The organism is Pseudomonas sp. 31 R 17 (assembly GCF_900004915.1).
GTDB lineage: Bacteria > Pseudomonadota > Gammaproteobacteria > Pseudomonadales > Pseudomonadaceae > Aquipseudomonas > Aquipseudomonas orientalis_A.
The window spans coordinates 59438-80390 of sequence record NZ_CVTN01000042.1 but is presented as its reverse complement, the minus strand read 5'-3'; the positions used below and the strand labels follow the sequence as shown (position 1 = coordinate 80390).

Annotated in this window: 22 protein-coding genes and 1 pseudogene; 19 read left to right on the top strand and 4 right to left on the bottom strand. The window is 60.8% G+C overall.

Annotation, left to right across the window (positions count from 1 at the left end):
- Positions 1–366: 366 nt before the first annotated feature.
- From BFP89_RS04305 to BFP89_RS04290, 4 genes and pseudogenes are all read left to right on the top strand, one after another.
- Positions 367–537, top strand: a pseudogene (locus tag BFP89_RS04305) (alpha/beta fold hydrolase); the annotation flags it as partial.
- Positions 534–1730: a multidrug effflux MFS transporter gene (locus tag BFP89_RS04300; RefSeq protein ID WP_065884340.1), complete on the top strand. Its 1197-nt coding sequence runs from the start codon at positions 534–536 to the stop codon at positions 1728–1730. The pseudogene BFP89_RS04305 and the gene BFP89_RS04300, both read left to right, overlap by 4 nt.
- A 122-nt stretch (positions 1731–1852) precedes the next feature.
- Complete coding sequence (locus tag BFP89_RS04295) at positions 1853–3160, top strand: NAD(P)/FAD-dependent oxidoreductase (protein WP_065884339.1); 1308 nt, start codon at positions 1853–1855, stop codon at positions 3158–3160.
- A 6-nt stretch (positions 3161–3166) separates the two neighbouring features.
- Positions 3167–4411: an MFS transporter gene (locus tag BFP89_RS04290; protein ID WP_256097313.1), complete on the top strand. Its 1245-nt coding sequence runs from the start codon at positions 3167–3169 to the stop codon at positions 4409–4411.
- Between the two features lie 16 nt (positions 4412–4427).
- Here the strand turns inward: BFP89_RS04290 and BFP89_RS28860 are convergent, their stop codons facing one another.
- Complete coding sequence (locus BFP89_RS28860) at positions 4428–4604, bottom strand: hypothetical protein (RefSeq protein ID WP_176718387.1); 177 nt, start codon at positions 4602–4604, stop codon at positions 4428–4430.
- A gap of 43 nt (positions 4605–4647) precedes the next feature.
- Here BFP89_RS28860 and feaR point away from each other — a divergent pair, with 43 nt between their 5' ends.
- The 3 genes from feaR to BFP89_RS04275 all read left to right on the top strand — a co-directional run bounded on the left by feaR (position 4648) and on the right by BFP89_RS04275 (position 7630).
- Complete coding sequence (feaR, locus tag BFP89_RS04285; RefSeq protein WP_065884338.1) at positions 4648–5547, top strand: transcriptional regulator FeaR; 900 nt, start codon at positions 4648–4650, stop codon at positions 5545–5547.
- 217 nt (positions 5548–5764) lie between these two features.
- Entirely contained in the window at positions 5765–6229 is a 465-nt protein-coding gene (locus tag BFP89_RS04280) for a DUF4440 domain-containing protein (RefSeq protein ID WP_065884337.1), read from the top strand.
- Between the two features lie 69 nt (positions 6230–6298).
- Positions 6299–7630 (top strand): hypothetical protein, encoded by a 1332-nt coding sequence (locus BFP89_RS04275; RefSeq protein ID WP_065884336.1) that lies wholly within the window; start codon positions 6299–6301, stop codon positions 7628–7630.
- Between the two features lie 128 nt (positions 7631–7758).
- On the opposite strand, the gene BFP89_RS04270 is transcribed toward BFP89_RS04275, so the two are convergent.
- Both BFP89_RS04270 and BFP89_RS04265 read right to left on the bottom strand, forming a co-directional pair.
- Positions 7759–9243, bottom strand: a complete 1485-nt coding sequence (locus BFP89_RS04270) for an aldehyde dehydrogenase family protein (RefSeq protein ID WP_065884335.1) — start codon at positions 9241–9243, stop codon at positions 7759–7761.
- Positions 9244–9380: 137 nt separating this feature from the next.
- The gene (locus BFP89_RS04265) at positions 9381–9857 is read right to left on the bottom strand and encodes a MarR family winged helix-turn-helix transcriptional regulator (RefSeq protein ID WP_065884334.1); all 477 of its coding nucleotides are present in this window, start codon (positions 9855–9857) and stop codon (positions 9381–9383) included.
- Positions 9858–10049: 192 nt separating this feature from the next.
- Here BFP89_RS04265 and BFP89_RS04260 point away from each other — a divergent pair, with 192 nt between their 5' ends.
- The 10 genes from BFP89_RS04260 to BFP89_RS04215 all read left to right on the top strand — a co-directional run bounded on the left by BFP89_RS04260 (position 10050) and on the right by BFP89_RS04215 (position 18446).
- A complete protein-coding gene (locus tag BFP89_RS04260) occupies positions 10050–11174 on the top strand; it encodes an amidase (RefSeq protein WP_065884333.1) in 1125 nt (374 codons plus the stop codon).
- A gap of 1 nt (position 11175) precedes the next feature.
- Positions 11176–11706 (top strand): nuclear transport factor 2 family protein, encoded by a 531-nt coding sequence (locus BFP89_RS04255; RefSeq protein ID WP_065884332.1) that lies wholly within the window; start codon positions 11176–11178, stop codon positions 11704–11706.
- Between the two features lie 91 nt (positions 11707–11797).
- Positions 11798–12421 (top strand): NIPSNAP family protein, encoded by a 624-nt coding sequence (locus tag BFP89_RS04250; protein WP_065884331.1) that lies wholly within the window; start codon positions 11798–11800, stop codon positions 12419–12421.
- Between the two features lie 416 nt (positions 12422–12837).
- Positions 12838–14010, top strand: a complete 1173-nt coding sequence (gene iacA, locus BFP89_RS04245; protein ID WP_065884330.1) for an indole-3-acetate monooxygenase — start codon at positions 12838–12840, stop codon at positions 14008–14010.
- A gap of 16 nt (positions 14011–14026) precedes the next feature.
- Entirely contained in the window at positions 14027–14389 is a 363-nt protein-coding gene (locus tag BFP89_RS04240) for a hypothetical protein (protein WP_003232696.1), read from the top strand.
- Positions 14390–14408: 19 nt separating this feature from the next.
- Positions 14409–15683, top strand: a complete 1275-nt coding sequence (locus BFP89_RS04235) for an aromatic ring-hydroxylating oxygenase subunit alpha (RefSeq protein ID WP_065884329.1) — start codon at positions 14409–14411, stop codon at positions 15681–15683.
- A gap of 15 nt (positions 15684–15698) precedes the next feature.
- A complete protein-coding gene (locus BFP89_RS04230) occupies positions 15699–16175 on the top strand; it encodes an aromatic-ring-hydroxylating dioxygenase subunit beta (protein WP_065884328.1) in 477 nt (158 codons plus the stop codon).
- 11 nt (positions 16176–16186) lie between these two features.
- Positions 16187–16927 (top strand): SDR family NAD(P)-dependent oxidoreductase, encoded by a 741-nt coding sequence (locus tag BFP89_RS04225; protein ID WP_065884327.1) that lies wholly within the window; start codon positions 16187–16189, stop codon positions 16925–16927.
- 50 nt (positions 16928–16977) lie between these two features.
- A complete protein-coding gene (locus tag BFP89_RS04220; protein WP_065884326.1) occupies positions 16978–17937 on the top strand; it encodes a PDR/VanB family oxidoreductase in 960 nt (319 codons plus the stop codon).
- Positions 17938–17948: 11 nt separating this feature from the next.
- Positions 17949–18446, top strand: coding sequence for a flavin reductase (locus BFP89_RS04215; protein WP_065884325.1), 498 nt, complete (start codon positions 17949–17951; stop codon positions 18444–18446).
- A gap of 65 nt (positions 18447–18511) precedes the next feature.
- Here the strand turns inward: BFP89_RS04215 and BFP89_RS04210 are convergent, their stop codons facing one another.
- Positions 18512–19387 (bottom strand): LysR family transcriptional regulator, encoded by an 876-nt coding sequence (locus tag BFP89_RS04210; RefSeq protein WP_003173903.1) that lies wholly within the window; start codon positions 19385–19387, stop codon positions 18512–18514.
- 114 nt (positions 19388–19501) lie between these two features.
- On the opposite strand from BFP89_RS04210, the gene BFP89_RS04205 reads away from it, so the two are divergent.
- Together BFP89_RS04205 and catC are read left to right on the top strand one after the other, a co-directional pair.
- Positions 19502–20629 carry a muconate cycloisomerase family protein gene (locus BFP89_RS04205; RefSeq protein ID WP_065884324.1) on the top strand — a complete coding sequence of 376 codons (1128 nt, stop codon included), beginning with the start codon at positions 19502–19504 and terminating at the stop codon, positions 20627–20629.
- Between the two features lie 12 nt (positions 20630–20641).
- Entirely contained in the window at positions 20642–20932 is a 291-nt protein-coding gene (catC, locus tag BFP89_RS04200; protein WP_065884323.1) for a muconolactone Delta-isomerase, read from the top strand.
- Positions 20933–20953 lie beyond the last annotated feature (21 nt).

Sequence of the window (20953 nt, the reverse complement as noted above, 5' to 3'; positions counted from 1 at the left end):
AGCTTGATGTCCGAAATTTACAATACCGTCACCAACCGCACGTCGATACTCGACCTCGAGAGCGAGGGAGCAGCCGATACCCCTTCAGTCGGGAATAATAATGTCCACTACCACAAACATAGACTTTCTCTACTTGTCCGAGCCCGTATCGTTTCGATCGTTTCTGATTTGACCCAAACCTCATGCCACTGTAGGAGCGAGCTTGCTCGCGAAGAACTCAAATGCACCGCGTTCATACAGGATGCCCGCGTTATCGTTGACGCTCTTCGCGAGCAAGCTCGCTCCTGCGCAGATTAGCGGAGCGAAGCTATGCACTCAGTCAGCAGTTTCTTCACCACTCGAGCAGGCCTGAACCTGCATGTCCTGCGCTCGGACTTTTTGCCGGCGGCGACCCTGCAAGCCATGTGTGACTGCAATGCGCAGGTGCGCACCGCCGAAGTCGCGGACGCCAGCCATTATGTGCACGACGACCAAGGCGCGGTCTTCAACCGGCTGGTCATTGAGTTTCTTCACCGCCTCGCGATTTCCGGTCGATGAACCCGCGGGCACGCCTGATTGTATTGCTCTCATCATTGACGGCCTTCGGGCCGTTTTCGATTGACACTTACCTGCCCAGCTTCCCGCAAATCGCCGAGGACCTGTCGACCAGCACTGCGCAGGTGCAACACACCATCAGCGCGTTTCTCGCCGGGCTGTGCCTGGGCATGTTGTGCTACGGCCCGTTGTCCGACCGCTATGGCCGGCGCCCTCTGCTGCTTGGCAGCCTGGTGCTGTACGCGGCAGCGACCCTGGGTTGCCTGTTTGCCGGCAGCGTCGAACAACTGATTGCCTGGCGCTTTTTCCAGGCGCTCGGTGGCGCGGGCGCGCTGGTACTGGCGCGCGCCGTTGCCAGGGACATGGTCGGCCTGGTGGAGGCCGCCAAAGTGCTGTCGTGGATGCACGTGTTGACGATGATGGCGACGCTGGTCGCGCCGATGATCGGCACCTGGCTGGTGCTGATCCAGGGTTGGCGCACGATCTTCGCGACCTTGTTCATCCTGTCCAGCCTGTGCCTGTTGCTGGTTACCCTGACGCTGAAGGAAAGCCTGCCGATACAGGATCGCGGCGCGTCCGTGACGGCGGCTTTCGCGGCCTACCTTGCCATTGCCCGCCAGCCCAGGGCGGTGGCGCTGATCCTGTGCATGGCCTTGGGCTTTGGCGGCATGTTCGCCTTTATCACCGCGTCGCCTTTTGTCTACGTGGTGTACTTCGGCGTCTCGCCGCGGGTATTCAGCGCATTGTTCGCCCTGAACATCCTCGGCATCATCCTGGTGACCTTCATCAACGCCCGCTGGGTGGGCCGTTTCGGACCGCAACGCATGCTCGGGGTGGGCACGGTACTGGCGAGCGGGGCAGGGCTGGCGATGATGCTGGTCGGCTATACCGGATGGGGCGGGCTGGCGAGCATCGTGTGTTGCATGATGCTGTACATGGGCGTGACCGGTTTGATCGGCGCCAACTGCATGGCCAGTCTGATGATGCTGTTTCCACGCCAGGCCGGCGCGAGCGTGGCGCTGGGGATTTCGGTGCAATTCGCTACGGGGGCGCTGGCCAGTCTGTGGGTCAGCCATTTGGCTGATGGCAGCGCCTGGCCGATGTGCCTGGTGGTGGGGTGTTGCGGGTTGGGCGCGTTGGTTGCTTATGGTGTGACCCTTCGCCTGCCTGCCCGGGCGGTCGCCGTGACGGCTTGAGCCAACTTGCCGATGGGTTGTCAGCCCTGACCAAGAATTCGGCAATATTGGACATGCCAGCCAGGCCAATCCGTTCCACACTGTGGACGTGATAGGCCCTGATAATAAAAAGGTAGGCTGGTATGTCGTTGTCTCTGGAAAACCCTTCCTCGTACTACACCATGACCCGTAAATACGACCTGCATTATCGGGATCTCGAAGGCGATATCGAGGCTGAGGTCGTGATCATCGGGGGCGGTTTTTCGGGTATCAACACGGCGCTGGAGCTGGCCGAGCGGGGTATCACCAACGTGGTGGTGCTGGAAGCCAATTACATGGGCTTCGGCGGTTCGGGTCGCAACGGCGGCCACGTGATGGCGGGCATCGGTCATGATCTGGAGAATATCGAAAAGGATGTCGGCCCCGAGGGGCTCAAGGCAATCTTCGAGATCAGCGACATGGGTGCGAGCCTGATCAAGCAGCGCATCGCGCGGTATGACATCCAGGCGGATTTCCGGCACGGTTATGGTTACCTGGGCTTTAACAAGCGTCAGGGAAAGCTGTTGCAGTCCTGGGCCAAGGACTTCCAGAGCCTGAACCCGGATCAGGAAATCACTTACCTGGAAGGTTCCGAGGTGCGCAGCATCGTCGGGTCCGATATCTACACCTGCGCGCTCAAGCATATGGGCAATGGACATATCCATTCGCTGAACCTGCTGCTGGGGCAGGCTCAGGCATTCACTGAAATCCATGGCGGCAGGATTTTCGAGCAGTCCCCTGTGCTTGAGGTGAACTATGGGCCTCAAGTCACCGTGCGAACCGCAAAAGGGTCGGTCAAGGCCGACAAACTGCTGTTTGCGTGCGGGGCCTTCCTTAACAAACTGGACCGCTCACTCGACAACTCCACCATCAACGTCTATGCGTTCAATACGGTCACCGAGCCGCTGAGCGACGAAATGATCGAGCGCATCAGCCCGATCCGTGGCGCCTTCAGCGATATCACGCCAATCATTGATTATTACCGGATCACCGCGGATAACCGACTGATGTACGGCACCGCCGGCATGCTGCTTGAGTATGTCCCGCTGGACCTGAAGGCGTGGAACCACAAAAAGATGTTGAGGCTGTTTCCCTACCTTGCCACCACCAAAATAGATTTGGCATGGGGTGGCCCGATGGATTGCTCGTTGAACCTCTTTCCGCAGGTCGGCACGCTGGATGAGTATCCGAATGTGTTCTATGTGCAGGGCTATTCCGGGTTCGGGGTCACACCCAGCCAGGTGATCGCCAGGGTCATCGCCGACGGCATGAGCGGTGGCTCGCCAGCCTGGGACGCGATGAGTTCAATTCCGCGCAAGCGTATTTTCGGCAAGGATCGTTTAAGGGCAGTGCTGTGCTCTCTGGGCAAGGTTTCTCGCCAACTCAATGCCTACCGTGTAGGCCGTCGTTAAGCAAACGTGGGCTTCTGTTCATCAAGCCGGGATACCTCAATGAAAATTACAAAAACAAATCCGATCGATAAAACTTCCGTCTACCTGTGTGCAGGGCTGGTCTCGGGGGCGGGCGCACTGTTATTGAACGTGTTGCCGGTGCTGTTTGGAGCGTTTGCCGAGCGATTCGGGCTGGGCGAGCACCAACTGGGTAACCTCGCCATGGCCATGAACCTGGGATTCGGCGCGTTCGGGCTGGCGTCATTGCTGTGGATTCACCGGCTCAGCTGGCGGGTTATTTCGGCGTTGTCGTCGGCGCTGGTGGTGGGCGCGATGTTGTTTGTTTTGCGCGAGCCTTCCTATGAAATGCTGCTGGTGATCATGGCCTTGGCGGGTGCCGGAACAGGCGCCTTGTACGCCCTGGCCATGACGATTTTCGGTGACAGCTCTCGGCCCGAACGTGCGTTTGGTTTCAAGCTGGGTATCGAGACGGTACCGGGCGCCTTCCTGCTCATCCTGCTGCCAGTGGCGGTGGCGCCGGTGTGGGGCTTTGAAGGCATGTTGATCACCATCGCCCTTGCCATGGTGGTGATGGGCATTTTGCCGCTGCCTTGGGTGCCGCGTCGCAGCGAGCGCCAATTGGATGCGTCCGATGCTGCTGTGCAGATTGCCAGTACTGAGAGTCGCGCCATCGTGTGGTTGAGTCTCGTGGCCAGCCTGGTGTTCCTGACCGGCATCATGTCGGTGTGGGCGTTTCTCGAACTGATGGGGAAAAAGTCCGGACTGAGCTCCGATACCATCGGGATTGTGCTGGCGCTGGGCTTTTTGATCAATGCAGGCGGTGGTTTCATCGCGTCGGCAATCGGCCTGAAGATAGGGCGCTTCATGCCGGTGGCGGTTATTATCCTAGCCGAGTTGCTGGGCTTGGTGGCGCTGGCGCAGTTTTCCTCTCTGACGACCTATGTCGTAGGGGTCATTTGCTTCCTGTTTTCGATCAGCTTCGTGCTGGCTTATACCTTTGGCGTCATGGCCGAGTTCGACCTGTCGGGCAAGCTTGTCGCGTTGGGCGCACTGTGCCTGTCTCTCGGTGCGGCATTCGGGCCGGCTATCGGCGGGTCCCTGATCGAGGCGTTTGGCTACTCAGCGGTATTGGTGTTCTCTGGAGCCTGTTCGGTTGCGGTCCTGGCCATCTATGGTGCTGCGGTGTTGAGAGCTCAGTTGGCATTCAATCGCGCCAGGGGTTCAGACACCGCAGTCATGTCCAGACTGTGAAGCAGACCACCACCTGTTATTCAGCGCGCGCCGCGCTGCTGCGCTGAGCCTCGACGAACGCCCCCAGGCGTTCGCTGGCATCGGCATTGTTTGGCAACAGCAGACAAACAACGGCCTTCCGGTTGATTTGTTTGCGAGTTGGCGCGCTCTGTGCTTGGCCATTAAAAGTAAGCTTTTTTGTTACCTGAATCACGTGAAAAGCGCACTAATAGTGGGCGTATCCCTGGGAGAATATGATGAATGGTCAAGCGTTGTCGGCATGGAACGAAAGTGTAAACGAGGCTTGCGGTCGTTTCGAAACGCGCTATGACCATTGCCAGAGCCTTTTCATCGGGGAAATGAAACAAACACTGGTAGGCAGCACGGCTGTCGCTCACATCCGCAGCAATGCCCATGTGATTGCCATGGATAGTCGGTCAAGCGTGCGCGATTCAGTGGGCCGGTGTTTCCTTGTGTTACAACAGCAGGGTTCAATGGCCATTGAGCTGGGGGACAGGGTGGTTGACCTGCGGGCGGGTGACCTTGCTTTGCTCGACTTTTCCGAGGGGGTAAAAATGACCCCCCAGGGGTTGTTTTCCCATGTGTCGATCCCTCTGCCGCGTGAGCTGTTCAAAGGCCTGGAGCGCGCCCGCTTCGGCAAACTGTCGACCACGGGGGTTTGTGGTCAACTGCTTGGCACGCTGGTGCGTCAGGTCGCTGGAGGCGAGCTGGCTCAGTGGTCTTGCCCGCAGGATGGCGACGGCGTGCAACGAGCCTTGGTTGCCTTGCTTGAGTCGGTGCTGGAGTACCGCGCCAGCGACCACTCGCCGGGGTGGCAGTTGCATGAAGTGCAATCGGTCATCCAGCAGCGGCTCGACTCACCGCGGTTGTCGCCGGCGTCGTTGTCCGAAGAACTGGGCATTTCCAACCGCCAGCTCTACCGGCTGTTCGAGGCCAGTGGTGACAGTGTTTGCCGGTACATTCTGCGTGAGCGGCTGTTGAAGGCGGCGCAGGATTTGCGCGACCCCGTTTGCTCGCATCGCTCGATCACCGAGATCGCCAGCTATTGGGGGTTTGCCGACTCGGCGCATTTTTCCAAGACGTTCAAAAAGCAGACGGGGCTGACACCGAGCACCTACAGAAGTTGCGGGCAGTGAGTCCGGGTTCAGCGAGCCGTGCGGATATGACTGCTTTCGTGTCGCATCCGCGCGGCTTTTTGTCGTACGCGATATGAGCGCAACCTGGCATTAATTTGCAAAATGCTGTCCAGCACGTCCAATCAATCGGCGCCCGACTGCATCAGAATTTCTGTGTGCCAGCTTAGAAACCGGCCTACAGCGATCTGATCCATTCATTCATTGAAACGGGTGCTTCATGACCAACAAAATATCGTCTTCCCTTGTGCTTCTGGCTGCTCTGGCCTGCGGCTTTCCACACGCGCACGCGCAATCGTCCGAACCGTTGCAGAGCATCATTGAGAACAAGCTGAACGGCATTGCCGCCAGCTGGCCGAAGAAAGACGCCAAGACAGTTGTCGAGCAGGTCTACACCGAGCAGACCCAGATCACCGGCGAAGGGGTAGCGGAGCTTTATCAGGGCAAGTCGCAGCTTACCGGCCTGGTTCAGCACCTGATGGCGGGCTCCAGGAGCACCGTCATCCATCTCAACCGGTTGGTGCAACTCAACGATGAGTCGGCCTACACCTGGGTGACGTGGGACGTGACTCCGGCCGGCAACGAGGCTCCTTTCAAGATGAAGAGCCTGTTTGTCTGGAAAAAAGAGCATGGCAATTGGTTCATCGTCGCCGACATGTTTGCCAACGGTGCAATCGCTCAGTAACAGAGGCGTGGTCAACAAAATAATAATAACGGTTTGCCGCAGTGCGGCACGCCAGGGAGCGCGCACGTCATGAAACCAGGGTTGACGAATGTAATAGGGCGTTGCGTCTGCATCGCGGGGAGTCTTTGGTGCACTGTCGGGCAGGCCTATGTGCTGGTCGATGAGCCCGACCGCACGTTGTCGCTGGATGTGAGTTCCACCGTTGGCGTTTTTCACAGCCAGAAAAATTATCAGCAATGGGGTAATCGCGCGCCAGCGCATTCCAGCTGGCAGGAGGGCTATATCAAGTATGGCTTGAGTGGCAGTTTGACCAGCGATGACCTGGGCTCGGTGTTTGGTACGGTGAACCGAACCGCTTCGGCGACGTGGGGCGATGGCGATGCCGCAGGTTTTACCAATGGCACCGAGCGCACCGATAAATGGGAAGAAGCTTTCGCCGGCTGGCGCTCGGCTGAGATTTTTCCGGCGCTTGGCAAAGACGGCGTGGAAGTCTCCGCCGGCCGGCAGGCGATCCTGCTCGGTGACGGTTTTCTCGTTGCCGGTGATGGCATCAGCGCCGGCAGGGGCGTTGCCGACAACCGTTACAATCGCGGAGGCGGCTATTACATCACGCCACGCCGTGCGTTCGACCAGACGTTCTGGTTGAAGCTCGGTGGTCAGCAGGGGGTGCATGGCTCGTTCGGCTGGTTCAAATCGGACAATCCGATCCAGGCGAAAGTCGAGATGGCGTTTTCCACTCTTGAATACACCGCCGATATAGGGACGGTTGGCCTGACGTATCTGCATGGGCTCGAGGTCGATCGGAAGTTCGCGAGCGGTATTCAGGCGGACCGCGATGGCATGGATGTCTACAGCTTGCGCGCTACAGGAAACGCCGGTGTGCCTGGGCTGTTCCTGTCGTCGGAAATCGCTGTGCAAAACACCCGGCGGGGTAATGCCAAAGCTGGTTATGTCGAGGCGGCATGGACCTTTGCTGACCTGCCGGGCAAGCAGACACTGGGGTATCGCTTCAGTCAGTATGGCGTCGAGTGGGACTCTCTTCTCTATGGCTTCAGCCGTGGTTACGGTACCTGGTTCCAGGGCGAAGTAGCCGCCAACTATGCAGGACCCTTTGGTGCCAATATCAAGATCCAGCAAGTGTACTGGCGCGCACAACCTTACGAGACACTCGCGGTTAATGTTCTGGCTTATGATTTTCGTAACCAGCGTACCCGTGGCGCCATCGACAGTTCGGGACGTGAGTTGGATTTCATCCTGGACTGGTCGGTGACACCCACTATCACGCTGTCGCCCATGCTGGGTCTCTACGATCCGCGCAAAGATGCGGACCATGGCGGTGTGCAGTTGGGGGATGACAAGCTCAACGTGTATAGCGCGGTGTTGATCTCGACCCGGTTCTGATTGTTCAGCCAGCAGTTGAGTACGGCGGGGCGATGCGTGTCTGCCGTACTCGTTCACAAATAATGTTGGATCTCTACCTATCAGGTAGATAGATATCTGCTTTTTATCTGCCCTCAAGTTCCTTCGTGTCAGTAGCGGATGATCACCGATTTCAGCTCGGTATAATCGTCGATAAACGCACTGCCGAACTCACGTCCGACACCCGACGCCTTCATCCCGCCAAACGGCACGCTGGGGTCGACGAAGGTGTGCATGTTGACCCACACCGTGCCCGCTTCGATTTGCGGGATCAGGCGCAAAGCCTTGGACAGGTCGTTGGTCCAGATACTGGCGGTGAGGCCGAACGGGCTGTCGTTCATCAGCTCGACCAATTCTTCTTCATCGTCGAAGGCGAGCACGCACACCACCGGGCCGAACGTTTCCTCGTGCAGCAGCGGGTCGTCCTTGCCGGTGGCCACGATCAGCGTCGGTTCCACGTAGTAACCGGTGCGGTCCACGGCACGTGCGCCGCACACCACCTGGTTGCCCTGCAGGGCACGGTCGAAAAAGCCGAGGATTTTGTCGAAGTGCGGCTTGTTCGACAGCGGGCCGAACTGGGCGTGTTCGTCCAGGGGCGAACCGATGACCATCTGCGACAGCATCGCGGCCATCTTCTGCGTCACTTGCTCGACGAGGGAGCGGTGCACGAACAAGCGCTCCGGGGAGGCGCACACTTGGCCCTGATGCACATAGGCCGACTGCACGAAGCGCGCCACGGCGTCATCGACGTTGGCATCGGCCAGCAGTGCTGCCGCGTTCTTGCCGCCCAGCTCCAGAGTCACGCGGGTCAGGTCGGCGGCCATGGCGGCCTTGCCCACGGCAATGCCGGTGGGCACCGAGCCGGTGAACGACACCTTGCGCACCTGCGGGTGTGCAATCAGTTGCTGACCAACCTGGCCGCGGCCGTTGACCACGTTGATCACGCCCGCCGGAATCCCGGCTTCGATCGCCAGTTCCGCCAGGCGCAGCAGGGACAGCGGCGTGTATTCGCTGGGTTTGAGCACGACGGTGCAGCCGGTGGTCAGCGCGGCGCCGAGCTTCCATACGCCGATCATCAACGAGAAGTTCCACGGCACAATGGCCGCCACCACGCCGACCGGTTCGCGCAGGGTGTAAGCGCTGTAGTGCTCGCCGTCCATGGACGGAAACGACGGGGTCATGGTCTGGCCGCCGATTTTGGTGGCCCAGCCAGCGAAGTAGCGCAGGAACACTGCGCTCTGGCCCACTTCGATATGCCGCGACAGGTTGATCGATTTGCCGGAACTCACGGTTTCCAGTTGCGCCAGTTCTTCGCCGTTGGCCTCGATCAGATCGGCCAGGCGGTTGAGCAGCACGCCGCGTTGGTAAGGCGTGACCTGTGCCCAGGCGCCCTTGAAGGCGCTGGCGGCGCTGTCGACTGCCAGGCTCACATCCTCGGCCTTGGCGTCACGCAACTGCGCGACGGTCTCGCCGGTACCGGGGTCGACAACGCCGATGCGCTGCGCCGACGCGCTGATGTGCACGGCGCCATCGATGAAGTTGGAATGGTCGCGGCCCAGGAAAGCAACGACTGAGGGCAATAAGGCAATGTGCATGGCGGCGCTCCAATGAAGGGGTCGTCGCGCCCGTCGGGCGCTCGAAAGACCTCTGCATTAAAAGCCGATACACGGCTGGCTGCTTGTTCGAGCCTGCCAGGCAGTTGGCGATGCGCGACAACTGTGTCGCGGCTGGCCTAGGGTTCGCCGAGGTTGTCGAACACCGTTTCGAGCAAGCGGCTCAGGCGCTGGATCTGCGCTTCGGTCATGCCGGTGAAGCTACGTTTGAATACGTCACTGGTCGCCACCTGGATACGTTCGATCGCTGCGCGGCCCTCAGGGGTGATTCGCACCTGGGTGACCCGGCCGTCGTCCTCGCAGGGTGCGGTGTCCACCAGGCCATCTTCCTTCATGCGATAGACCGTCTTGGTGATGGTCGATAGCTTGGCGATCGCATGGGTGGAAATCTCGGAAATGCTCGACTGGCCGTTCTCCTTGAGGATCAGCAGCACGCGCCAACGCGGGATATCCAGGCCGATTTTCTTCAGCGCCTTTTCCATGTACTGGCTGTAGCGGCCATGCACCATGGCCAGCCAGTAGAAAGGAAAGTCTTCCTTGTGAAAGTTTTCGCTGGCGGGGTCGTAGCGGTTTGCGATTTTTTTTACAGAAGTCATGGCGTGCTCATGTCAGAGGAGGCGAGTAATCATAGACTTTTCTCGTGAAATCGGCACGGTTATTGACGAGGCGTGGCCAGGCCGAGGTTGCAGAAATATAATTGACAATTCACGTAATATTCGGTGAGTGTAAAAAAACAGAGGACGCATCGGGCGTCCCCATTGCGCAATTCGCACTGAAGGTGATCTGACATGACCCTGGTGATTGAACAGCTTTCCCTTGGCTGCGACGGCCCGACCGTAATGGTCAAGGACACCATCGATATCGCCGGCCTGCCAACGCGCGCATCGAGCCAGGCGCTGGCGGATGCCGCGCCGGCCACCGCCCACGCCGATGTGGTGCAGGCCTTGCTGGACAAGGGCTGCCGTCTGGTGGCCAAGACCAGCCTGCACGAGCTGGCATTTGGCACCACAGGCATCAATCGCTGGGCCGGCACCGCGCCGAACCCGCGTTTTCCTGGGCGTATTCCAGGCGGATCCTCCAGCGGCTCGGCAGCCGCCGTGGCCGCCGGGCTGGCGGATTTTTCCCTGGGCACGGACACCGGCGGTTCGGTGCGCATCCCCGCGTGTTGCTGTGGGGTGTTCGGCTTTAAGCCGACGTTCGGGAGGGTCAGCCGCCGTGGCGTGATGCCCACGCACAGCAGCCTCGACTGCGTCGGCCCGTTTGCCGCGAGCCTGCCGATGCTGGTCACGGCCATGCAGGCGATCGACACGACCTTCAAGCCCGTGCCGGCACCCGCTGCACCGCGCTTGGGCATTGTGACGGTGCAGGCGAGCGCGGCAGTACAGCACGTGATCGACGCGGCCGTCGCCGGCAGCCAATTGCCCAATGAACCCTTCACGCTGCCCAGCCTCAAGGCGGCCTATGACGCCGGCATGGTGGTGATCAATCGCGAGACCTTCGATGCGTGCGGGCATTTGCTGGACACCGGCAAGGTCGGCGCCGACATCGCCGCGCGCCTGGCCGCCGCCGGTAACACCACGGCCACGGCGCTGGCCGAGGCCGAGCAGGTGCGCGTACGGTTCACCGCCGAGGTCGATGCCGCGCTGCAGCAGGTCGACGTACTGGTGTTGCCAACCATGCCGGACTTCCCCTTGACCCTGGCCAATGCGGCCGACACCCAGGCGGTGCTGGGCATGACCGCTTTCGTGCGGCCGTTCAACCTGTCGGGGCACCCGGCGCTGAGCATCCCGTTGGCCAGCGCCGAGGGCCTGCCGGTTGGCCTGCAACTGGTGGCGGCCAAGGGCGCAGATGAGCAACTGCTGGCCATCGCTGGCCGCCTGCTTGAACGTCTGTACGCCGGGTATGAGGCCTGAGATGAGCATAACCATTCCCCGCGAAGACCTGGAACAACGCCTGCGCCGTTTTGAAATCCAGGACAGCGCGCGCGCCTGCATGAACCGCTACATGGTGCTGTGTGACGCTCTGGACGCTCACACACCGCTCGACGAACTGGCCGGCCTGTTCACCCGGAATGCGGTGTGGGAGGGCAAGGGCGCCAAATACGCCCAGAGCTTCGGCGGCTATCGCGGGCGCGCAGCCATTGCCGCGATGTTCGCCGGCTACATGAAAACCCCGGCGCACTTTGCCCTCAACGTGCACTTCCTCACCAGCGAACTGATCGAGGCGCGGGACGACGCCGTGGTCGGCAGTTGGGTGATGTTGCAGACGTCCACCTTCGCCAGCGGCGCCTCCCACCTCAACGCCGCGCGTCTGAGCGTGCGCTTTGCCGAGGAAGACGGGCAGTGGCGCATGGCGCATTTCCAGACCGAAAACCTGTTCAGCCGCCCGGTGCAGGCGTGGAACAGCGACGCCGAGCTGCCGGTGCCCAAGCCTGCCGCACAGTGAGCGATAGCGCTCACGAATAACCCCTGACTTTCATGTTCCGCGACTGCCGATAACGGCGGTCGCGCTGTGCGCGTGGCGCCTGGAGATTGCTGTGAAACTGTTCGAATTGTTGACCTTCACCCTGCGTGTACGCACCGTGCCGCAAGCCTTGCCACGGCTGGACCAGAGTTTGCGCGAGGCGGGCGAGGGCGTGCATTTGATGGGCTGCTGGGTATCGGAAATCGGCGCGCAGAATCGTATCGCGGTGCTGCGCGGGTTCGACGATGGCGACTGTCGTGAACGCGAACGCGAGCGCTATCTGCTGGCGTCCGATGGCTTTGCGATTGGTGAATTCCTGCTTGAACAGCAAGTGGATGATTACAGCGCTTTCGACTTTGTCGAACCGCTGCCTCCCGGGGTTCATGGCCCGTTCTATGAATTGCGCGAATACAACCTCGTGCCCAGCGGGCTGGTACCGACGCTGCGTGGTTGGGGCAAGGCCGTGGAGCGGCGCACCGGGCCGGACTATTCCCAGGTGTATGCCGCGTTCTATGCCACCAGCGGGCAGATTCCGCGCTATTTGCACATCTGGCCCTACAGCTCGCTGGAACAGCGCCTTGAAGTGCGCACCCGCGCCGTGGCCGAAGGCGCCTGGCCGCCGGAAAATTCCGCGCCGCAACTGTTGCAGATGCATTCCACGGTGTACCTGCCGGCGCCGTTCTCGCCGCTGCGCTGAAAAAATTGCACAGAGCACCTCCTGTAGGAGCGAGCTTGCTCGCGAAGAACTCTCGGACACCGCGTTTATCCAGGTGGTACACGTCATGGGTGAGGTTTTTCGCGAGCAAACTCGCCCCTACATTTTTATTTTTTTAAAAATAAAATTTTGAATTTATTAACGATAATTCTATTTAAAACAATGAGTAATATTGATTTCATCCAGTATTTACGCAAATTAATGCGTGATTAGTATTGTTTTTAAGCGTGACAATTCAATTGACAATTCATGTAATAAAGCTCAAATTCACCCCAACGGCACCCACAAAAACAAAGGTAACCACTATGCCGATCCATCGCCCTCGTTACGCCCCGCGTCCCCGCTCGACGCTGAATTCCCGCCCAGCCCAATACCGTTCCTGACAACGGAGTCAATCTATGCATTCGCTTAAAAAACCAGCGGTTGATACGGTGAACTCGCTTGCCAGTGGCCCCGCCTTCGAAGCCTTGCTGGTCGATGTGCGTGAACGTGCCCGAGCCGGTGAGTTCGACCGCCAGCGCCACATTTCCCAGGACGTGATCGAGGCCTTCAAGCAGCACGGCGTTTACCGGGCGCTGGTGCCCAAGCGCTTCGGTGGGCTGGAGTGTTCGCCGGCCGAGTTCTGCCAGGTGATCGAGCGTATTGCCCAGGCCGACGGCTCAGCCGGCTGGGTTGCCAGTTTTGGCATGAGCCCGGTGTACCTCGCGGCGCTGCCGCTGGAGAGCATCGCCAAGGTGTATGCCAACGGTCCGGACGTGGTGTTCGCCGGCGGAATCTTCCCGCCGCAACCGGCTGAGGTGGTCGAGGGTGGTTTCGTCGTCAATGGCCGCTGGAAGTACTCCAGCGGTTCCCTGGGGTCGGACATCGTCGGCGTCGGCATCGCCCCGAAAAGCGGCGACACGTTTGGCCTGCCGCGCATCGCGGTAATGCCGCGCAGCGCGATCCGTATAGACGAAACCTGGGACACCGTCGGCCTGCTCGGTACCGGCAGCCATGACCTGGTCGCCGAAAATGTGCGGGTATCCGAGGAGTGGACCTTCGTGCGTGGCGGCCTGCCGAATCTGGACGAAGCGTTCTTCCGCTACCCATCGCTGTCATTCGCGACCCAGGTGCTCTCGGTGGTCAGCCTGGGCGTTGCCCGTGCGGCACTCGATGCCCTGGCCGACATGGCCAGTGGGCGTGTCTCGGTCACTGGCGCCCCGGCGATTGCCGATCGGCCCCTGGCCCAGGTCGACATTGCCCGTGCCGAAGCCGAGCTGCGTGCCGCGCGGGCGTTTTTCTACGAATCCATCGACCGCGCCTGGGACTACGTCCTGGCCGGCGACGCGGTGCCCGTGGCCGCGACCAACCTGCTGCGGCTCTCGTCGACCCATGCCACCCGCGTTGCGGCTGACGTGGCGCGCACCGCGCAGATGCTCTCGGGCATGAGCGGCGTGTACAAAGACAGCCCGCTGGCCCGCTGCGTCAACGACGCCCAAGTGGTGACCCAGCACGCCTTCATGGGCGACATCACCTATCAAAACGCCGGAGCCATGTTCTTCGGCAAACAGCCTTTGCCTGGCTACCTCTAACCGTCGAGGAAATAAAATGAGCGATAAAAAGACCTTGCGCGTGCTGTTCTGCATGGGCATCAACCAGAATTTTTTCGATGCCGCGCGCGACGAGCAATTGCAGGTGTGGGCAGCGTTCAGTGCAATGTGGAACGGCATTCACGACCTCGCCGGCGTCAAGGTGCTGGGCAACATGGATGACGACCAGAGCATGGTCGGGCCTTCCGATGGCTTCCCCTGGACCACCTACCTGCTGGCCGACGTGCCGGACATCGAGACCGTGCATGCCGCCTGCAACCTGTTTCGCACAACACCCGTGGGAGATGGCCCGTACAAGCTGTGGCGCTACACCAAGGTCGAAGCCCGGGTTGGGCGCGAGCTGATCATTCAGCGTACTTGATGCCGACGAGGACACTCCCATGAGCAAGCTGATTCCCGCAGTAAATCTTGAGGTCGACCCCGCCGACCTGGTGCATGCCGATCGCGTCCACACCTCGATGTACACCGACGCGCAACTGTTCGACGCCGAGCTGGAGAAGATTTTCTACAGCACCTGGATCTGGGTCGCCCACGCCAGCGAGATCCCCGACAACGGCAGCTACAAAACCACCTATATCGGCAAGCAGCCGGTGATCGTGGTGCGTGACCGCAAGAAAGACGTGCACGTGCTGCTCAACCGCTGCCGCCATCGTGGCGCCACCGTGTGCGAACACAAGAAAGGCAAGACCAACAGCTTCGTCTGCCCGTATCACGGCTGGGGCTACGCGCTCGATGGCTCGCTGCGCGGTATTCCGCACCCGGAAAGCTACGGCGATTGCATCGACAAGGCCGAGCTGCCGCTGGTCAGCCTGCGCACCGAAAGCTATGCCGGCATGATCTTCGCCACGTTCAAGGACGACATCGAGCCGCTGGAGGACTACCTCGGCGCGGCGAAAAAATGGATGGACCTGTTCATGAAACAGGGCGCCGGCTATGGCATCAAGGTTCCGGGCGAACACCGCTTCCGTTTCCCCGGCAACTGGAAGATCCAGCTGGAAAACACCACCGACGCCTACCACTTTCCGTTGGTGCACAAGAGCTTCCTGTCGTCGGTGGACGAGCAGACCCTGGCGCTGTTCGACTTCGTCAAGGGCCCCGGCTACGTCGAGGACCTGGGCAACGGCCACAGCGTGATGGTGATGATCCCGGACCTGATCGACCTCGAAGCCGACTTGGACAAACCGATCCCCGAGCGCTTCGAAGGCCTCGCGGCCGAGTTGCGTGACGAAGGTATCGAAGAGCAACAGGTGCGGCGAATCGTGCGTGCGGTCGGCGGCACCGGCTTCAACCTCAATCTGTTCCCCAACGTCGCCTGCTCGATGGCGTTCTTCCGGGTGCTGCAACCGATCTCGGTGACCGAGACCGAAATTCACCACTCGGTGATCACCATGGACGGCGGTCCGGCCGTGGCCAACCGTTATCGCCTGCGTCTGCATGAGCACTTCCAGGGTCCGATGGGTTTCGGCACGCCGGACGATTCCGAGGCCTGGGAGCGGGTACAGAAGGGCGCCAGCGCCGGTGAAGACCTGTGGATCATGCTCAACCGCGGCTTGCCCGGCGAGCAGGCCAGTGCAGACGGGCTGGTATCCGATGTGAGTGCCGAAACCGGCATGCGCGCGGCCTATCAGCAGTGGAAAAAGATGATGTCGGCCTGACCCTTGGAGAACCTTATGAACCTGCAATTACTGCAAGAAGTGACCGCTTTCATCTGGCAGGAAGGCGACATGCTGGACCACGGTGAATACGACGGGTGGTTGAAGATGTGGACCGACAAGGGCACCTACATCATTCCCATTGACCCTCGGGAAACCGACTTCGAGAACACCCTCAACTACGCCTACGACGACCATCATATGCGTGAGCTGCGGGTGCAGCGCCTGACCGGCGGCGAATCGATTTCCACCAGCCCGCAACCGCGCACGGTACGCATGCAGTCGCGGTTCCGGGTGTTGGCCGATGACGGCGTGCAGGTGACGGTGCGCTGCGCGCAGAACATCCGTGAGTTCCGCAAGGAAAGCCTGAAGTTCTACAGCGCCGACCTCACCTACGAACTGATCCGCTGCGACGGTGGTTTCAAGATCCAGCGCAAAGTGGTCAGCCTTATCAACAGTGACGATGCCCTTGCCGGTATCGGCTACATCCTTTAAGGAGCGCCGACATGAACCAGATCGCATTGGTGACGGGCGCGGGGCAGGGCCTGGGGCAGCATTTCTGCGCAAGCCTGCTGCGGGCGGGGTACTCGGTGGCGATCACCGACCTCAACCTTGACGCCGCGCAAGCCTGCGCCAAACAGCTGGACCCGGCCGGCGAGCACACGCTTGCGCTGCAACTGGACGCCGGCAGCAAGGCCGATTTCGAAGCGGGGCTGGAGCAAGTGCTGGTGCGCTTCGGCGCGCTGCACGTGGTGGTCAATAACGCTGCCGTGACCAAGACCACGCCGCTGATGCAGATCAGCCCCGAGGAATTCGACGCCGTGGTGGGGCTGAACCTGCGTAGCGTGTTCCTGGGCTGCCAGGTGCTGGGGGCGTACATGGCCGAAACCGGCTACGGGCGCATCATCAATATGGCGTCCCTGGCCGGGCAGAACGGCGGCACCGCGACCGGCGCGCATTATGCCGCGAGCAAGGGCGGCATCGTGACGCTGACCAAAATCTTCGCCAAGGAATTTGCCGCGCGCGGGGTGACGGTCAACGCGATTGCCCCAGGACCTATCGAATCAGCGGCGGTACGCGCGGCGATTTCGGCCGAACGCCTGCCGGGCCTGCTGGCGAATATTCCGGTGCAGCGCCTGGGCGATGCGGATTTTCTCGGTGACTTGATTGTGCAGTTGGCACGGCCCGAAGCCTATTTCACCACCGGGGCGACCTGGGACGTGAATGGCGGCCTGTTCATGCGTTGACTGATACCGGCCGCCACGGCGGCCTTTGCGAACTCCATGGAATAACGGCCATGACTGAAGAACTGTTGGACGTAGTCGTGCGCAAGCGCGAGCTGCAAGGGGACGGCGTTGTCGTCCTGGACCTGACCCGCCGTGACGGCGCGCCGCTGCCGGTGTTCGATGCCGGTGCGCACGTCGATATCCATATCGGCCCTGGGCTGGTGCGCCAGTACTCGTTGTGCAGCAACCCTGCCGACCCGAGCCTGTATCGCCTGGGCGTGCTCAAGGACCCGGCCTCGCGCGGCGGTTCGGTGGGGGTGCATGACACCCTGCTCGAAGGCCGCGAGGTGCAGATCAGCGTACCGCGCAACCTGTTTCCACTGGCGCCCGAGGCGCGGCGTTCGGTGCTGCTGGGTGGCGGTATCGGTGTCACGCCGATGATCGCCATGGCCTATGCGTTGCACGCGGCCGGTCAGGCCTTCGAGCTGCATTACTGTGGGCGTGAGCGCGGGCGCAGTGCGTTCCTCGCGGAGCTGACCAGCGCACCGTTTGCCGCGCAGGTGTTCACCCACTTCGATGATGAAGGGCCCGAGCAGAAGCTCGACCTGGCCAAGGTGCTGGGCAAGGGCGAGGCCGGCGTGCACCTGTATACCTGCGGCCCCGCGGGTTTCATGGACTGGGTGATCCAGGGCGCACGTGAGCAGGGCTACGACGAGACGCATATCCACAAGGAGTATTTCCAGGTGGAAGTGGACAGCTCGGGTGGCAGCTTTGAAGTGGTGGCCGCCCGCAGTGGCAAGACCGTTCAAGTGGCGCAAGGGCAGAGCATTCTTGACGCGCTGGCGCAGGTCGGCATCAAGATCGAGATTTCCTGCGAGCAGGGCGTATGCGGTACTTGCCTGTGCGATGTGCTCGAAGGCGAGCCGGACCATCGCGACGTGTACCTCACGGACGATGAAAAGGCCGGCAATGACCAAATTCTAGTGTGCTGTTCACGAGCCAAATCCAAAAAACTCGTGCTGGATATCTAAGGGGAACGATCATGGTAGACGTAGGCAGCTTTCGTAATGCAATGGCCATGTTGGGCGGTGCCGTTTCGGTCATCACCACCGATGGCGTGGCGGGCCGGTTCGGTTTTACCGCCTCGGCAGTGTGCAGCGTGACCGACTCACCGCCCACGCTGTTGGTGTGCATGAACCGTTCCTCTCACTCCAACGAGCATTTCAAGCGCAACGGCGTGGTGTGTGTGAACACCCTGTGCGGCGATCATCAGCAACTGTCCGGCGCTTTCGCCGACCGTACATTGAGCATGGATGAGCGCTTCGCCGTCACGGGTTGGACCACCCTTGAAAGTGGCGCGCCGGTGATGCTCGACGCGCTGGTGAATTTTGACTGCCGGATCGTGCAGGTCCACGAAGTGGGTTCCCACAGTATTTTCTACTGCGAGGTGCAGACCATTCGCCAGAGTGGCGCGGAGGAGGGCTTGGTATATTTCAACCGCGCCTATCACCGCCTGGGTGAAGCCTCCAAGGCTTGCTGAATACCACGTTCGCTGGAGGGGCAAACGGCAGGCAGCCGGGGTCAGACAACCCCGGCCAGAGGGACTCAGATCAATTCTTCCACCAAGTGCAGGCAATGTGTAAGCCCCGGCGACTTGTCATTCACACGCCGGCTCAGAATGATCGGCGAAGTCGCGGTGGCTTCAACAATTGGCGTATAGCCGATATCCGCCCGGTGCAGCACTTGCACCGAGGTCGGTACCAACGTCACGCCCATGCCGGCACCGACTAGGCCAATGGCAGTCTGCAATTCGTTGGTCCATTGCGCCACCTTGAGGCTCAGGCCATGGGCGTCGAACAGCGCGATCACATGGTCTGCATAACTGGGACGCGGGTTGCCGGGGTACAGCACAAAAGGCTCTGTGGCCAACTGGGCGAGGGTGGCTGGTGCGGCCAGCAACGGGTGGCCGGCGGGCAATACGGCGACTAGTCGATCTTCCACCAGTACGCGCTGGACGATGGCCGAGTCGTCGATGCGGATTCGCCCGAACCCCACATCGATCCGCCCGGCCTTGAGCGCTTCGACCTGTTGTAAGGTGGTCATCTCCGACAGCCCCAATTCCAGCTCCAGCGCCTCGTGGGTGCGCAGCATGCGAATCAGTTCCGGCAACACGCCATACAGGGTCGACGGCGCAAAGCCGATGCCCAGCCAAGTCTTCTCGCCCTGGCCGATGCGCCGCGTGTTGGCGCACAGCGTGTTCAGCTGTTCCAGCAGCACATTGGCATGCTCATAAAAAAACCGTCCGGCCTCGGTCAGCCGCAGCGGCCGGCCGCGTTCGAGCAGAACAACCCCCAGCTCATCCTCCAGTTGCTGGATCTGCCGGCTCAAGGGCGGCTGGGCGATGTGCAGGCGTTCGGCGGCGCGGGTGAAGTTCAGGGTTGCCCCCAGCGCTTGGAAATAACGCAGGTGACGTAGTTCCATGATCACTCCCTCCATACCCTAAGGGTATTGTTCGAGACCCATTCTATATTGGATGCCTTGAAAAATAGGGAACAGAATCGGATCAAATCTAAAAAGAACTCAACAGGTATCGCCATGCCCATTTGCGCCATAGAGTCGATCGAGACCATCATCGTCGACCTCCCCACCATCCGCCCGCACAAGCTGGCGATGCACACGATGCAGAACCAGACCCTGGTGATCATCCGCGTGCGCTGCGCCGACGGTATTGAAGGCATTGGCGAGTCCACCACCATTGGTGGCCTGAGCTACGGCAATGAAAGCCCCGACAGCATCAAGGTCAACATCGATCGCCACTTCGCGCCGCTGTTGATCGGCCAGGACGCCAGCAATATCAATGCAGCCATGTTGCGTCTGGAACGCAGCATTCGCGGCAACACCTTTGCCAAGTCGGGTATCGAAAGCGCCTTGCTCGATGCGCTGGGCAAACGCCTGAACCTGCCGGTCAGTGAACTGCTCGGCGGCCGCGTGCGCGACGCCTTGCCGGTGGCCTGGACCCTGGCCAGCGGCAACACCGAAAAGGACATTGCCGAGGCCGAGAAGATGCTCGACCTGCGCCGCCACCGCATTTTCAAATTAAAGATCGGCGCCGGTGAAGTCAGCCACGACCTGGCTCATGTGATCGCGATAAAAAAAGCCCTGGGCGACCGTGCGAGTGTGCGCGTCGACGTCAACCAGGCGTGGGATGAAGCGGTGGCCCTGCGCGCATGCAAGGTGCTGGGTGACAACGGTATCGACCTGATCGAGCAACCGATTTCCCGCAATAACCGCGGTGGTATGGCGCGGCTCAACCTGTCGAGCCCGGCACCGATCATGGCGGATGAATCCATCGAATCTGTCGAGGACGCCTTTAACCTGGCCCGCGAAGGCGCGGCGTCGGTGTTCGCCCTCAAGATCGCCAAGAACGGCGGCCCCCGCGCGGTGTTGCGCACGGCGGCAATCGCCGAGGCGGCGGGCATCGGCCTGTACGGCGGCACCATGCTCGAAGGCGGTATCGGCACCCTGGCGTCGGCGCATGCATTCCTCACGCTGAACAAACTGGCGTGGGACACCGAACTGTTCGGCCCATTGCTGCTGACCGAGGACATCCTCACGGAGCCGCTGGTGTACCGTGATTTCCACCTGCATGTCTCCACCGCACCGGGCCTGGGCCTGGCCATCGATGAGGAGCGCCTGGCGTTCTTCCGTCGTGACAAACACTAAGAGGCGCCTGCCATGTTGTTCCATGTGAAAATGACCGTGAACCTGCCCCTGGACATGAACCCCGAGCGCGCGGCCAGCCTCAAGGCCGATGAGAAAGCCTTGGCGCAGCGTCTGCAACAGGAGGGCAAATGGCGCCACCTGTGGCGTATCGCCGGGCATTACGCCAACTACAGCGTGTTCGATGTCGACAGCGTGCAAGACCTGCACGACCTGCTGATGCAACTGCCGCTCTACCCCTATATGGCCATCGAAGTGAATGCCTTGTGCCGGCACCCTTCGTCGATCCATGAAGACGACCGTTAAGCCTGTCACGCACCCAATAAT

Excerpts from the sequence above, each read along its gene's own strand:
- BFP89_RS04215 (WP_065884325.1), top strand. The coding sequence starts at position 17,949 with ATGGTAGACGTAGGCAGCTTTCGTAATGCAATGGCCATGTTGGGCGGT.
- BFP89_RS04260 (WP_065884333.1), top strand. The coding sequence starts at position 10,050 with ATGACCCTGGTGATTGAACAGCTTTCCCTTGGCTGCGACGGCCCGACC.
- feaR (WP_065884338.1), top strand. The coding sequence starts at position 4,648 with ATGAATGGTCAAGCGTTGTCGGCATGGAACGAAAGTGTAAACGAGGCT.
- BFP89_RS04275 (WP_065884336.1), top strand. The coding sequence starts at position 6,299 with ATGAAACCAGGGTTGACGAATGTAATAGGGCGTTGCGTCTGCATCGCG.
- BFP89_RS04240 (WP_003232696.1), top strand. The coding sequence starts at position 14,027 with ATGAGCGATAAAAAGACCTTGCGCGTGCTGTTCTGCATGGGCATCAAC.
- BFP89_RS04205 (WP_065884324.1), top strand. The coding sequence starts at position 19,502 with ATGCCCATTTGCGCCATAGAGTCGATCGAGACCATCATCGTCGACCTC.
- BFP89_RS04270 (WP_065884335.1), bottom strand. The coding sequence starts at position 9,243 with ATGCACATTGCCTTATTGCCCTCAGTCGTTGCTTTCCTGGGCCGCGAC.
- BFP89_RS04225 (WP_065884327.1), top strand. The coding sequence starts at position 16,187 with ATGAACCAGATCGCATTGGTGACGGGCGCGGGGCAGGGCCTGGGGCAG.
- iacA (WP_065884330.1), top strand. The coding sequence starts at position 12,838 with ATGCATTCGCTTAAAAAACCAGCGGTTGATACGGTGAACTCGCTTGCC.
- BFP89_RS04220 (WP_065884326.1), top strand. The coding sequence starts at position 16,978 with ATGACTGAAGAACTGTTGGACGTAGTCGTGCGCAAGCGCGAGCTGCAA.
- BFP89_RS04280 (WP_065884337.1), top strand. The coding sequence starts at position 5,765 with ATGACCAACAAAATATCGTCTTCCCTTGTGCTTCTGGCTGCTCTGGCC.
- BFP89_RS04295 (WP_065884339.1), top strand. The coding sequence starts at position 1,853 with ATGTCGTTGTCTCTGGAAAACCCTTCCTCGTACTACACCATGACCCGT.
- BFP89_RS04235 (WP_065884329.1), top strand. The coding sequence starts at position 14,409 with ATGAGCAAGCTGATTCCCGCAGTAAATCTTGAGGTCGACCCCGCCGAC.
- catC (WP_065884323.1), top strand. The coding sequence starts at position 20,642 with ATGTTGTTCCATGTGAAAATGACCGTGAACCTGCCCCTGGACATGAAC.
- BFP89_RS04255 (WP_065884332.1), top strand. The coding sequence starts at position 11,176 with ATGAGCATAACCATTCCCCGCGAAGACCTGGAACAACGCCTGCGCCGT.
- BFP89_RS04210 (WP_003173903.1), bottom strand. The coding sequence starts at position 19,387 with ATGGAACTACGTCACCTGCGTTATTTCCAAGCGCTGGGGGCAACCCTG.
- BFP89_RS04300 (WP_065884340.1), top strand. The coding sequence starts at position 534 with ATGAACCCGCGGGCACGCCTGATTGTATTGCTCTCATCATTGACGGCC.
- BFP89_RS04265 (WP_065884334.1), bottom strand. The coding sequence starts at position 9,857 with ATGACTTCTGTAAAAAAAATCGCAAACCGCTACGACCCCGCCAGCGAA.
- BFP89_RS04230 (WP_065884328.1), top strand. The coding sequence starts at position 15,699 with ATGAACCTGCAATTACTGCAAGAAGTGACCGCTTTCATCTGGCAGGAA.